The 13,396-nt window shown below is 35.8% G+C and carries 15 protein-coding genes; 1 reads left to right on the top strand and 14 read right to left on the bottom strand.

What is annotated here, in order from left to right:
• Positions 1-5: 5 nt before the first annotated feature.
• The 5 genes from AC3FI7_RS20480 to bamJ all read right to left on the bottom strand — a co-directional run bounded on the left by AC3FI7_RS20480 (position 6) and on the right by bamJ (position 3,916).
• Complete coding sequence (locus tag AC3FI7_RS20480; protein WP_491460788.1) at positions 6-1,178, bottom strand: MoaF-related domain-containing protein; 1,173 nt, start codon at positions 1,176-1,178, stop codon at positions 6-8.
• A 21-nt stretch (positions 1,179-1,199) separates the two neighbouring features.
• Complete coding sequence (locus AC3FI7_RS20475; RefSeq protein WP_142724155.1) at positions 1,200-1,853, bottom strand: NAD(P)-dependent oxidoreductase; 654 nt, start codon at positions 1,851-1,853, stop codon at positions 1,200-1,202.
• 60 nt (positions 1,854-1,913) lie between these two features.
• A complete protein-coding gene (locus AC3FI7_RS20470; protein ID WP_142724293.1) occupies positions 1,914-2,324 on the bottom strand; it encodes an Rrf2 family transcriptional regulator in 411 nt (136 codons plus the stop codon).
• A 65-nt stretch (positions 2,325-2,389) separates the two neighbouring features.
• Positions 2,390-3,340: a hypothetical protein gene (locus AC3FI7_RS20465; RefSeq protein ID WP_142724156.1), complete on the bottom strand. Its 951-nt coding sequence runs from the start codon at positions 3,338-3,340 to the stop codon at positions 2,390-2,392.
• Between the two features lie 141 nt (positions 3,341-3,481).
• On the bottom strand, positions 3,482-3,916 hold the full coding sequence (gene bamJ, locus AC3FI7_RS20460; protein ID WP_052198510.1) for a BamJ family beta-barrel-assembly machinery protein: 435 nt from the start codon (positions 3,914-3,916) through the stop codon (positions 3,482-3,484).
• A 293-nt stretch (positions 3,917-4,209) separates the two neighbouring features.
• On the opposite strand from bamJ, the gene AC3FI7_RS20455 reads away from it, so the two are divergent.
• Positions 4,210-5,217 carry a catalase family protein gene (locus tag AC3FI7_RS20455; protein ID WP_491460787.1) on the top strand — a complete coding sequence of 336 codons (1,008 nt, stop codon included), beginning with the start codon at positions 4,210-4,212 and terminating at the stop codon, positions 5,215-5,217.
• Between the two features lie 236 nt (positions 5,218-5,453).
• On the opposite strand, the gene AC3FI7_RS20450 is transcribed toward AC3FI7_RS20455, so the two are convergent.
• From AC3FI7_RS20450 to AC3FI7_RS20410, 9 genes are all read right to left on the bottom strand, one after another.
• Positions 5,454-5,867 carry a DUF1348 family protein gene (locus tag AC3FI7_RS20450; RefSeq protein WP_343661232.1) on the bottom strand — a complete coding sequence of 138 codons (414 nt, stop codon included), beginning with the start codon at positions 5,865-5,867 and terminating at the stop codon, positions 5,454-5,456.
• Between the two features lie 3 nt (positions 5,868-5,870).
• On the bottom strand, positions 5,871-6,398 hold the full coding sequence (locus tag AC3FI7_RS20445) for a TetR/AcrR family transcriptional regulator (RefSeq protein WP_491460786.1): 528 nt from the start codon (positions 6,396-6,398) through the stop codon (positions 5,871-5,873).
• A 408-nt stretch (positions 6,399-6,806) separates the two neighbouring features.
• Complete coding sequence (locus AC3FI7_RS20440; protein WP_491462105.1) at positions 6,807-7,781, bottom strand: TerC/Alx family metal homeostasis membrane protein; 975 nt, start codon at positions 7,779-7,781, stop codon at positions 6,807-6,809.
• 157 nt (positions 7,782-7,938) lie between these two features.
• A complete protein-coding gene (locus AC3FI7_RS20435) occupies positions 7,939-8,547 on the bottom strand; it encodes a TerD family protein (RefSeq protein WP_142724161.1) in 609 nt (202 codons plus the stop codon).
• 35 nt (positions 8,548-8,582) lie between these two features.
• Positions 8,583-9,530, bottom strand: a complete 948-nt coding sequence (locus AC3FI7_RS20430) for a hypothetical protein (protein ID WP_491460785.1) — start codon at positions 9,528-9,530, stop codon at positions 8,583-8,585.
• 16 nt (positions 9,531-9,546) lie between these two features.
• Positions 9,547-10,722, bottom strand: coding sequence for a toxic anion resistance protein (locus tag AC3FI7_RS20425; protein ID WP_491460784.1), 1,176 nt, complete (start codon positions 10,720-10,722; stop codon positions 9,547-9,549).
• A gap of 2 nt (positions 10,723-10,724) precedes the next feature.
• Positions 10,725-11,282 carry a TerD family protein gene (locus AC3FI7_RS20420; RefSeq protein ID WP_142724163.1) on the bottom strand — a complete coding sequence of 186 codons (558 nt, stop codon included), beginning with the start codon at positions 11,280-11,282 and terminating at the stop codon, positions 10,725-10,727.
• Positions 11,272-12,096, bottom strand: coding sequence for a phosphoribosyltransferase family protein (locus AC3FI7_RS20415; protein WP_491460783.1), 825 nt, complete (start codon positions 12,094-12,096; stop codon positions 11,272-11,274). Before AC3FI7_RS20415 ends, AC3FI7_RS20420 begins: the two co-directional genes overlap by 11 nt.
• A gap of 8 nt (positions 12,097-12,104) precedes the next feature.
• On the bottom strand, positions 12,105-12,773 hold the full coding sequence (locus tag AC3FI7_RS20410; protein WP_491460782.1) for an HAD family hydrolase: 669 nt from the start codon (positions 12,771-12,773) through the stop codon (positions 12,105-12,107).
• Positions 12,774-13,396 lie beyond the last annotated feature (623 nt).

Genomic DNA, 13,396 nt, shown 5'->3' with positions numbered 1-13,396 from the left:
TATCATTATTTCAAAATTTTAAGAGTTCCTTTCGGATGGGTAAATGTACCATCAGGACCTGCAATATTTGAATACACTATATTTTTATTATAATCCTGGATATGGGTTACATTGAAGCCAAGATGCGGCTCATGCCAATAGATCATAAAAACATTTTTCGCTACTTCAACAGCCGTATATTCTACAGTATCTGTACTGTTTTTTGAATTTCCGGCTGTTCCGGTAAAGGTCATTATTTTATTATCTTTAAAATCAAGAACAAATTTTACCGCTCCAAAATCCACCTCAACCTTGCGGCCAATTGCCGGATATGGTGATTTTAAATCCCAATCCATTTCCTTAAGGAAAACCTTCACTCCCATCTCCAGTTCTTCTTTTCCCGGCAGATCAGGATATTTCTTAACCATAAAATCTACAATGGAGGATAAAGTTTTATTCTCTGTCACTGCCTTTCTATAATTTTCCAAATAGCTTTTCACAAAATCAAGAGACTGCGGAGTTGTTGATAGCTTTGCAAAATGGGAAGGAATCACCTGCGCCGGATTCAATGCCTTCATGGCGTCAATCTGCCCTATCCACTGATCAATTGCTTTCACATTCTGAGTGTCAGCCATCCAGAGATGTGAGTCTACAGAAACTGAAATACCACCTGCAATGGTTCTAATGGAAGGAATCCAAAGAAAACTATGTGCCGGATCTTCCGGATTCTGTCTGATCTCAATTTTATTTCCTTCAAGATCAGGAATTGAAGCAGCTGCCTCAGGAACTATAATTTCTGACGGAGCATCTGCCTTCAGCTGCGGTTTCCATACTCCCATTTTATCATCTTTTGAGGCTGATATCAGGTAGGCAGTCTGTGCGGTTGAAATAATTTTAACATTGGGGAAAGCCTTCTTTATAACATCCAATCCAAAATAAAAATCCGGATCACTATGAGAAATGAAAACCGTTTTCAGGTTCTTTCCTGTTGCTTTTATTTCTTTAACCAGCTGTTCTGCATATTGCTTCTGGAACTGAGCATCTATCAAAATGGCATCTTTATCCCCATAAATAATGGTGGAAGTAATTGGGAAAATAGCTTTGCTCCCTGGATTATATACTTTTACTTTCAGATTTCCGGCCAATATACTGATAAAGCCCAGCAGTGCCAACACCGACCATAATTTCTTTTGTATCATTTCTGTTCTTTTATGTTTATGTTAGTAAGCTGCGGTAAAACGTTCACGGATGTGATTGTTCTGCTCCAGTTCATCTACTAGAACTACCGCTACATCTTCTACAGACAGTCGGCTTCTTCCGTTTTCATCAAATACCGGAGTTTCCAGTGAAGTTCTGTATTTTCCTGTTCTTTCTCCTACATTCGCCTGGTTCATTTCTATAGCAGGGCTGAAGAATGTCCAATCCAAAGAGTTATTTTCTTTGATTTTGTTTAAGTAATCTCTTGCTGCTGTTGCACCGGGCTTGTAAGCTTCAGGGAAGTCCGGAGTATCTACGATCTGTACATGATCCGGTGTGTAAAGGCTTCCTGCTCCTCCTACTACAATCAGTCTTTTCACCCCTGACTTTTCTACTGCTTTTTCAATGTTTTCAGAACCGTTTAAGAAATCATTGTAAAGATTAGGGTTTGTCCATCCGGCATTGAATGTACTGATGACCGCATCACTTCCTTTTAATGCTTCCGCTAGCTCATCTACATTATTTACATCAACACTTTTAGCGGTTACATTTTCCTGTGCTTTCACCTTCGATGCATCTCTTACCAGTGCCTCCACTGCATATCCTCTGTCTGCTAACTCTGTTACTACGTGTGTTCCTACAAAACCGGTTGCACCGATTACTGCTACTTTTTTCATAATGTTTTATTTTTAAATTAAATTGTAATAATTTTTGTTACATTTAAGGTTAAAAAATTTTTATTCAAACTGGTCAGTGAATTCCTGTAATGACTTGTCTCCTAAAAAATTGATAACCAATTGATCTGTTTCCTGAAATAATGTATTTAAATGATTGTTGATCTCCTTTCCTACACTGCACGCCGGATTGGGATTCTGATTTTTCTTTCCTAATACTTCTGTATTTTTTACTGCCTTATAGATCTCAGAAATTGTGACCGTATCAGCATTTTTTGCAAGCTGACTTCCTCCTTCTTTTCCCTGTCTGCTGATAATAAGACCTGCTTCTCTCAATACGCTGATCTCCTTTCGGATAATCACCGGATTCACATTGATACTACCGGCTATCCAGTCAGAAGTGAGCCACTCCTGAGGACTCTTTGCCAGTAATGTCATTATATGTACTGCCGTAGCAAATCTTGTATTGTTCATTGTAATTACATGGCAAAGATAAGCATTTTTTAAATGTAACAAAATTTATTACAGTTAAATTTTTCTTAAAGGATTAATTTATCCAGATCCAGCAGCAGATAATTAATGTTCTGATTGATGGTACGTGTGGCCGACTGCATCTGATTAAGCATGGCTGCACGGTTATGAAGATCATCTGCCCTGTAATATCCCCCATCACTGAAAATCACCGACTTATCTGCCACTTCTTTATTGTCATCAAACTGATAGTGGAGCCATCTCATCTTCATATTTCCGATGATGGAATGTTCTTCCCTGTTGGAAAATTTTTTCTCGGTATACATATACCAGATAAAAGGAGGAAAGTTGGGAGACTCCAGTTTTTCTTTCCAGATGTCTCTTAAAAGGTTTCTCTGGTGGATGAACTCCACTTTTTTTCCTTTGGGGTTAAGGGTCGCCAAACCAAAACCTGCCCCCAAGATACCTCCACCAATTCCTATTGCATTATCCCATCCATCGCTTTTTACAATTCCTCCGGCAATAGAAGAAGCTGCTCCGGCAATGATAGAATACAAAATCAGCTTATTATTTCTCGAGGAATTCAGATTATCCACATAATTTCCGATCTGTGCCACCCTTTCTCCCTCACAGTCGAATTCTGCAGCCACAGCATCAAGCTCTGTCAGAGCAATGGTAATCCTGCTGTTGATTTTTGTTTTAAGCTGTAATATCTTCACCTGTGAGGTCAGGGAAGAATCTTTTTTAAGCTCTATAATTTGATGAACATCATCCAGATTATTGAGTGCATTTAAAATTAATATACTCTGATCGGTAAACATCCCTTTGAGATCTTTATTGGCTGTTAAAATGGAATCTGAGTTATAAGATGGAAGCTTATTGTTATAATTGTATTTAAAAGGCGCCTTACAATAGCTGTCTTTCAGGGTAAGAATATTCTGCTGAATAGCCTGATTCTTTTTAGAAACACAGGATACCAGTAAGCCCGCAATAGCAAAAAGGTAAAAAAGTTTTTTCATGCAGTCATATTTTGTGTTGCCGGATGTATTGTAAGTTCATTTCTTGATTCTTCCTCATTTACAATTCATCCATACGAATATAATACAAATAAAAAAATTTACCTGAAATCAGGTAAATTTTTAATGTATTTTTAAGAAGGATTATTTAATATCCAGCAATTCAACTTCAAAAACAAGTGTACTGTTTGGCCCGATCTCCTTGCTGATTTCCTGATCTCCATACGCCAGATGCGGAGGGATAATCAGTCTCCACTTACTTCCGACAGGCATCAACTGAAGAGCTTCCGTCCATCCTGAAATCACCCTGTTTAAAGGGAAAGATGCAGGGGTTCCTCTTTTTACAGAACTGTCGAATACTTTTCCGGAAATAGTTGTTCCGTGGTAATGGCATTTTACCGTAGATTTCGGTCCTGGCTTTGGGCCGTCACCCTCTGTGATGATTTCATACTGCAAGCCGCTTGGTAACTGCACAACGCTTTCTCTTTTACCGTACTCTTCCATATATTCTTTACCATCTTTCAGGTTCTTTTCTGCCAATTCTTTTTTACGTTTAAATAACATATCTGCTACTCCCATATGATAATTTTTTACAAAGATAAGGCTTTTTAGTGTTGGGAGATGGCGTGAAGATGAAAATCCAGAATCAAAACATTATGATATTGCATCCTGCTTTTAAATATTCATTCATAACCTAAAATAACTAAACAGCTAATAATCAAAAATTTAACATATTAATTTATAAAATAGCAGGTTTAGTAAGTTGCAACATCCAGCTTCCAGCCTCTGTCTTACTCAAGAATTCAAATAATTGTAATATATTCTTAACACAGATTCCGAAACTTGGCGTTATAATTGGATTTAAAAACTAAATGCCAAATCCATTAAAATATAATAAGAAGTTTGATGAACTGAATGAAGAGGAAAAAAAGCTTCTGGCAATCAATAAAAAAACAATAGCGGATTTTGTTGAACAGTCCTCTTCCATCAGTGACGTCAATTATGCTACCAGGAACGCTCATGCTAAAACCTATGCGGCAGCAGAGGGTACATTATGGATTGAACCTGATATCCCAGAATCTCTTCAACCTTTTTTTGATAAAGACAAGTTTGACCTGATCATAAGATTTTCCAATGCTCAGCTCAAAATTCAAAATTCAAAAAAAGATATTCCTGCTTACGGTTTTGCAGTGCAGATCAGGGACGAAAAAGGATTACTGCTTGCTAATTATCCATTGGTCAATTTTCCATTATTTCCTGTCAATTCTGTTTCCACTTTTTTAAAGCTGTTTACTGCTGTTAATAAATTTTATATAAAAAAATGGAGCAGCCTGTTTCCGTTGCTTTTTCAAGTGATCAAAATGATTCCGTCATTATTAACGGGTGACATGATCCGTCACACGATCAGACTTTTCAGGAAAAGAAATGACTTTATTCTTTCGTTTGATTACTATTCAATAGGAGCATACCGCCTGGGAGATCAGATGATTAAAATAAAATTATGCCCTCAATCTGTTGATAAAAACACCGGCAGAAAACAAAAAATGAAAGATTCACTGCAAAATTATCTGCAGGCACAGGATTTTACTGCGGATGTTTTGATACAGATTTGTTATAACCTTAAAGATCAACCTATCAACAAACTGAATGTTGAATGGAAAAATGCTCCATTTATCAAAATTGGTGAGGTAAGAATAAATAAAGATTCCCTGTTAGACTCCCGTGATTGCACAACTGAGCTTCTTTCATTCAATCCATTTGAAAGTAAAATATTTTTTCAGCCGGTAGGAAAAATACAGAAACTGCGCGATGAAGCTTACAGAGTATCTGTCCAGACAAGGAGGAAAATTAATAAGTTACTGCATGGGAAAAACAGTTAAAATAATGATAAGTGATGAATTTTTGAATGAAGCGATAAAGGTTTATTCAAATAAAATAGGCTGTCTGAAAAATCAAATAATTTGGTCTATACCATTGACTACGCAGAATCTTAGATTTCTGACGAAGGAAGAATCTCATTAATAAATACTTGAGATTCTTCACTACATTTATCAACTGCATTCTCAGACTTTCAGTCTGTGCTCAGAATGACACTTTTGAGACAGCTCGCTCTATTTTATCTAAACTTCCGGTCTTCTTCTTTTATAGCCAGATCATTGATGCTTGCATATCTCTTAGCCATCAATCCATTTTCATCAAACTCCCAGTTTTCGTTTCCGTATGCCCTGAACCAGTTTCCTTCCTTAGTCTGGTACTCATATTCAAAACGAACGGCAATACGGTTATCTGTATGTGCCCAATATTCTTTCTTAAGCTTATAATTAAGTTCTCTTTCCCATTTTTTTTGAAGAAATACTGCTATTTCCTCTCTCCCATTTACAAATGAATCTCTGTTTCTCCATTCACTGTTGATGGTATATGCTTTGGAAACCTTTTCAGGATCCTGACTGTTCCAGGCATCTTCTGCCAGTTGGATTTTTTCCAGTGCCGTTTCAAGAGTGAAAGGCGGAAGCGGATGTTTCTGTTCCATAACTTATTGTATTAAATTGGTAACTAATTTTTTTGATTTTTCAATTAATTCATTGGATTTGAAAAGCTGGCTTTCTATGATGCTGCTTTCAAAAAGCATATAGATATGATCAGAAAGTTCATCATCACTCACCAATTCTGAAAAGAAGTTTCTGAGATCTGCTTTATGGGATTGAATAACACTCAAAATCTTAGTATTATCCATTGGTATCTCCGATAGAATATTCAAAAAGCTACAGCCTCTGAAGTTTTCTTTCCCGTTCATATAGACTAAGAAATCGAAAGTTTTGATAATTTTAGATTTTGAATCTTTTTCTTTTTCTAAAAAGCTATTGAGTTCCTTGAACCAATATTCATTTCTCACCTTCAGAAATTCTACACACAAATCTTCTTTGGATTTAAAATACTGGTAAAAGCTGGCTCTGGCAACTTCTGCCTCAGAAATAATCTGGTTAATTCCGGTGGAATTATATCCTTGTCTGGTAAACAATTGAAAGGTGGTTTCTATGATTCTTTCTTTTGGAGATTTCATATTGCTTTCTTTTATGGAACAAATATATGAAAAAAAATAATGAACAGACTGATCTGTCTGTTTTATTTTGAAAATATTTTTTTGATTTGGAAAAACGCAAAGACGCTAGATTTTTTATTGGTAAAGCATATTAAGGACGCAAGGATTTTATCTCCGATAAAATTTAACACTGTTAACAATATGCTTATGAATAATATAAATAATTTATAAAGCTCCTTGCCGAAAATCTCTGAAGTTTCAATTCTCCTCGTTTTAAAATTCAACATTGCTGAAAATCTTTGATTTTCTTGCGCCTTAAAAACACTATTAATATTAATATTAATCTTTAGCGCTTTTGCTTTTTTCCAACAACAAACAAAAAACCTCCGGAATTATATTCCGGAGGCTTTTATTTTATTTTAAATGTAATTATTTTTCTTCCAGTTCTTTTTTCTTTTCTTCTTCCTTTTCAGGGAAAATGATAGATAAAAGAACAGAGATCACCAGTACACCTCCTACGATTCCCAATGAAACCGGAGACGGAATATGGATCCACGGTGCAATCAGCATTTTAACACCAATAAACGAAAGGATAATCGCCAATCCGTATGGAAGTTTGCTGAACATGTGAATAAAATTCGCTAGCAGGAAATATAATGATCTTAATCCTAAAATAGCAAAGATATTTGATGTATAAAGGATAAACGGGTCATTGGAGATCGCAAATATCGCAGGAATAGAATCTACCGCGAAAAGAACGTCTGTAAATTCAATAACACCCACTACTACTAAAAGAGGAGTTGCCATTTTGATTCCGTTCTGAATGGTGAAGAATTTATCTCCATCATAGTTATCGGAAACTTTCCAGAAACTCTTGATCAGCCTTGCTCCTGCTGTATTGCTATAATCTTCATCGTCATCATCGTCACCATCACCCCATGATTTGATCCCTGCATATACAAGGAACAACCCGAACAATGTCATGACAACATTGATTTTCACAGCCTCTCCGAAGATATTCATTTCAGGAAGATAAGTCAGATTGATTAATCCTACACCCGCAAAGATAAATATAGCTCTGAAGATTAATGCTCCGATAATTCCCCAGAAAAGAACCTTATGATGGAGGTATTTAGGGACTTTGAAAAACCCGAAAACCAGAATAAATACAAATAAGTTATCCACAGAGAGTGCTTTTTCAATCCAGTAAGCCGCCTGATACTGTGTAAATTTCTCTACTGCCAAAGCATGGCTTTCAGGACTTCCATCGGTATTGAATACCCAGTAAACGACCCCTGAAAACACCATTGAAAGTGAGATCCACACGATTGACCAGATCGTCGCTTCTTTGGAAGACACTTCATGGCTTTTTTTGTTAAATACCCCTAAGTCCAGGAGCAGCATGATAACGACCGTTACCGCAAATCCCCACACCAGACCAGGGTGCAGTTCTAAAATACTTTGATGTTTTTCCACTTGAGTTATGTTATTATATGATAAAAGCAATAGATGTACAATGTACAAATATTGCTATTTTATTGACTTTCTGATTGACAACTGACTATAAGTAATTCATCTGTACCGTCTGGATCGTTTGCTCCAGCTTTCTGTCTGCTGTAGGATCTCCGATAGCATTGAATTTCCATTCTCCGTTTCTCTTATAAAAAACTCCCATTACCATGGCAACATGTCCTTTGAAAGAAGCATCATTCGCAATATCATATTTTGCAAAAACTTCTCTCACATTGGTAGGTGTTCCTTCATAGATACGGATAGAAGCAAAAGGAATGGTTCCGAAATCCTGACCTCTGTAGCTGTTCAGTACCATCGCCACATGTTCCACATTGGGTTCCAGTTTACTGAAGTCTACTGTAATCACTTCATTATCTAATCCGTCATCCCCGTCTACATCTCCGGTAAGGTCATCTCCACTGTGTCTTACAGATCCGTTTTTTGATTTAAGATTTCCAAAATAGATTACTTCAGTAACGTTTTTGTTTGAATCATATAAAATACAGCTTCCATCTAAGTCTACTGCTTCTTTTTTAGTTCCGAAAAATCCTTTCTTTTCAATTGCTCCCCAGTTGATTCCTACGCAAGCCTGGGAAAGTTCAGCTCCATTTTCTTTTTTAAGGTTGATTCTCTGACCTTTTTGTAAGTTGATAGCCATCTTTTTATGTTTAGTTGTTATTTACTATTTTATCTTTAGTTATTATTCAAATTTAAATTAAGCATTGCCCGCAGAATATTTGTTTCTTCGTCAAAGTCAAATATTTTGCTCATAATGTCTATATTTTCCAGGTTTCTGATATAATCTTTCAAAACAGCTTCTACCTCTTTGGGCAGGGTACGTTTTCTTTCGTTCATACTGTGTTCCAGCTGTTCATTTTTATTTCTCAGCTGATCAATAATGGAACTCTGATTAGACTGATTTTCAGAAATATCCAGCTTATCCAGTTCTTTATCGAAAAGATACAATTTCTTTCCATCCACACTGAAAATAAAATAATCATCAGACTGAAAGATCCTGAAAAGCTCATAATCATGGGTTCCGATCAGGTAACCACATACAAAACGGACTTTAAATCCCTGTATATTAAGTCTTCCCAACAGTTTCCTTTCAATGGAATAATCTTTATACTGATATGCAGGGAAAGAATCGGGTTTCAGCAACGCTTCGTCTGCCTCTGTCCTGTAAAATTCCTGGGCATATTTTTTATGAAAGTACAGTACATGATCCCAATTGGCAGTAAAGCGATCTTCTGTAAGATCCTTATATAAAGTTTTCAGATGTTGGGAAAATACTCCGCTGTACATTTTCCTGTCGGTTTGAAAACTGTCTACCCGCCTTTCTTCAAAACCTGAAATATATTTGTTGTTGACGTCAATTTCATTAATGACAGCCAGCATATCATTTTCCTTCTGTTTTTTAATTTTGGTAAGAAGCTCTATGAGGCTGTCAGTATACTGCAGGTGGAAAAGTTCCAGTTTATTATAATCCAAAGCCGTATTCTCCTGGAACAGATTGTGGATAATATCTGTTTTGATATAAATTGATATAATGTCAATATGTTCAAAAAAGTTTGCGAGAAGCTTAAGCTTTGTTAATCTTCTTTTGCTTTGCGACAATATGGTTGCTGCATCATCCCCCACCTTAGTAATCTATAAATTAACCTCTGACATTTGCTTTAAGTTCATGCTCCAATGTCTGAAGATCCTGATCCAGTTTTCTTCTGTTATCAGCTCCCTGTTTTTGGATCTGTTTCACTTCATTCAGTGTATTGATAAGCATCGATGTAGTTTCTTTCAATGTTTCCACAGAAACGATAGTCTGCTCGTTTGCTCTGGCAACATTCACTGAATTCTGACCAAGACGTTCCGCATTCTTTCTTAAGATTTCTTCTGTAGTGGAAGATACTTTCTGCTGGATTTCAATATTCTGCTGCTGTCTGTACATCGCTACAGCAAGAGAAAGCTGGTTTTTCCAGACAGGAAGTGTAGTGGTAAGAATTGTCTGTGCTTTTTCAGCAATAGAAACGTTGTTATTCTGTACCAGCCTGATCTGCGGAAGTGACTGCATCATGATCACGCGCACTACTTTAAGGTCAGCCATTCTTCTGTCTAATCTTGCAATGAAATCTCTCTTATCAGCAATCTGATAATCCTGATAGTTCTGAGAGTTAGCCTCCATTACAGCAAGTTCACCTGCGGCTCTTTCCATTCTGATATTACCGGCAATGACAAGCTCTTCAATCTGCTTGATAGAATTCACATTGCTTTCAAAAATAGTCTGAAGCACGGCATTATCTTTTGTAGAAGTAATGATCCCTGCATTTACCTTATAAGAAATCTGCTCGATATTGTTGATGATCTTGTCATATTTTGCAAATAAATTTTCCACCTGAGTCATCACCTTTTTCATGAATGGCAATTTGCTCAGGAAGCTTTTCACTTTATTTCCGTTAAGTTCATCTACATCCACATAATTAAGCTCTACCAAAAGATCATTGATAAGCCCTCCTACTTCTCCGGAATTTGATCTTCTTACATTTCCCAGGAAACTGTCACTCTGGTTTGTTAGCGTTTTCTGAAGTTCCGCCCCGAAATTCACAATGGAACCCGGATTGGCTTCGTCAATGGAGTTCGCAAGAACTTCATATTTCTGACGTTCTTCTGACTGCAGCTGAGTCAGGTTTACATTTCCCTCTCTGTCCACAAGAACTCCCGGCGCCGCATTCTGAACAGGCTGAGCCGGAGCTGGAGGAACCATTGGTGTAGGTTCAAAGGTTTTAAGAGGTTCTATTGATCCTAGCGGATCTATGGGTTGATTTTCCTGATTATCCATGATTACTTCTGATAAATTGATACAAATTTCTCAAGGCCTTCTCTCTGTCCTGCCCCTACAGCCTCAAATTTCCATTCTCCGTTTCTGTTGTAGATTCTTCCGAATTCTACTGCGGTTTCGATTGAAAAATCTTCATCCAATTCATATTTTAAGATTTCTTCATTCGTATCTGTATTGAAAATTCTGATAAAAGAATTTCTCACCTGTCCAAAGTTCTGTTTTCTGGAATCTGCTTCGTGAATTGTTACTACTACTGTAATTTCCTTGATCGCGTTATCAATTTTTGTAAGATCAATTTTAATCTGTTCATCATCTCCAGCTCCTTCTCCGGTAAGGTTATCTCCTGTGTGGATTACTGATTTATCCGGAGACTCAAGGTTATTATAGAAAATGAAATGATTGTCTGAAACTAATTTTTTGTCTTCACCAAGCAAAAATAAAGAAGCATCAAGGTCGAAAGCAGTTCCTGTAGAAGTATTATTGATATCCCATCCTAAACCTACAGTAAATTTAGGTGCGTTAATATTTTCTCTTTGTCCTTTTTGTAAGTTAATAGCCATAATATAATTCCGTTTGTGTTAAAGTATTGATGTTGTTTTTATATTCTTTTATTAAATGATAATTGTTGCTGATGGCCAGCTCCAAAAGCAGATCCATCTGTTCTTTTTTTACTTGAGACGTAAGATAATCAAAATTACTTGAATCCAGGCCTAAAATATATTTTACAATCCTCGTATTGAACTGAAAGCTTTCTTTGTTCATCACTTCTGCAACATGGTTAACATTACTTACCGCGTAGTAATTAAAAAAATTTTCAATCTTAGGATCAAGTTCAAAATTCATCAGTTCTGCATAGTACAGGAACATAAAGTCTGCCTCCACCTTATATTCATTCAGAATTCTGTTCACTGTGTATTCATGGCTTCCTGTAATTTTTATATCGTCTATAAAAATACAAAGTTTTCCTCTTAAAAAATCTTTATCAATATAATAAGTATCATTGGCAATCAGATTCTTACGATCTTCAAAATTAAGATTCCCATAATCTGTGATATACGTATGGTTACGATTGATTTTAGATAAAATACTGGATTTTTTTCCTTTCTGGAACAGATAAAAATCCAGATGTTTTTTAAAGTAAAAGCACAAAAAGTTGGACGCCGTAGGAATAGCCATATACGGGCTTGGAAGCACTACAATTTCTTTGTCGGTCTCTAAAAGCACTTCATTTTCGGAAATAAATCCGTCGAATAATTCTCTTGCAAATTTTTCAGCATACGACTTATCGCCATACTTGAAATAGCTGTATTCCGCCGGTGAGAAACTAAACTCATCTGCGGAATGAATGTGGTGTAAGCTGTATCTTTTATTCATGTTTATTTTTAGTGTTTAAGTAAATATGCGCTGAAACCGAAGTCTTTTGCTCCCTGATAATCGGCGATCGGATTGTCTCCGATATGAAGAACCTGATGCAGTGGCAAATCCTGATCTTTAATATGATTCTTCACCGCCTGAAAAATAAGCGGATTAGGTTTGGAACAGTTAATTTCATCAGAATAAATGTGGAAATCAATATACTGATCCAGGTTTTCATGAATCAGGAATTTTCTCATGGTCTCTCCCTTGATAAATCCTGTGTTACTCAGAACATTAATTGTTTTTCCCTGATTTTTGATATCCTCAAAAATATCATGAATATTCTCGAAAATCACAACCGGACTGTATTCCAGAAACAATTCTTCACTTTTCCTGTAAAACTCATTAAGTTTTTGTTTATTCAACGATTTCACATCTATATTCAAAGCCCCGAGAATCATCAGATAAATTTCAAAAGTATCAATATTCCCACCTGTCACCTCATTAATAGTATTGCAAAGATCATCATAATATTTTACGGTTTTCGCAACCTCCTCTATAGGTTTATCTACATTAAAAAATGAGGAGAACAGCTCAACTCTTTTCGCTTTAAATTCAGGATGAGATTTGATTAAGGTGAGCCACAGGTCAAAGGAAAAATGACAGTGGTTATGAATGTCGATATCTGTTTTCAATAGATTTTAAGTTAAAAGTTTTTATTTAGCTTCTTGAAAAAGATTTAAAATTTTCTAATCATCAAAAAGTGTTTACGATACTATTCTTCCCAAAGATAAAATATTTATCATAAAAGCATTATGTCCGTCGTGTGTTTTAAGATATTTTTATGAAAATTGACGAATCTGACACTTTCACAGAAGAATATTCTGAACCGTTTAATATCCTTTCGCAAAAATATTTTCAAAAATACTTTGAAAATCAAAAAAAAAAATTATAATTTCGCAACCGATTAAAAATCAATAATGTCAACAAAAATGATAAATATTATAACGTTAAGCAATCCTGTCAGAGCTGTGTTCTTTGGCAGCACTGAATATTTATCTGAATAGTTCTATAGATCTTTTATACCTAAAAATATAATAAAGACCTGTCTATTCGGATAGGTCTTTTTTGCTGCCCTTATTTCAGACTTTAACAATTCAAAGAATTTGTGTTATTTGTTAAGATCTCTGAAAATTTTTCATTGTTACAAAATACAAAAATGTTTTGCCGGCTTTATGAAGCCGGAAGGTATTTTGTGATCTTTTTTCTGAGGATCTTTTCTAAACACAAATCTAAAAATCAACAATTTAAATCAAAC

The organism is Chryseobacterium sp. TQ-BC-N36 (genome assembly GCF_058382295.1).
This window is presented reverse-complemented; position numbering and strand designations above follow the sequence as displayed.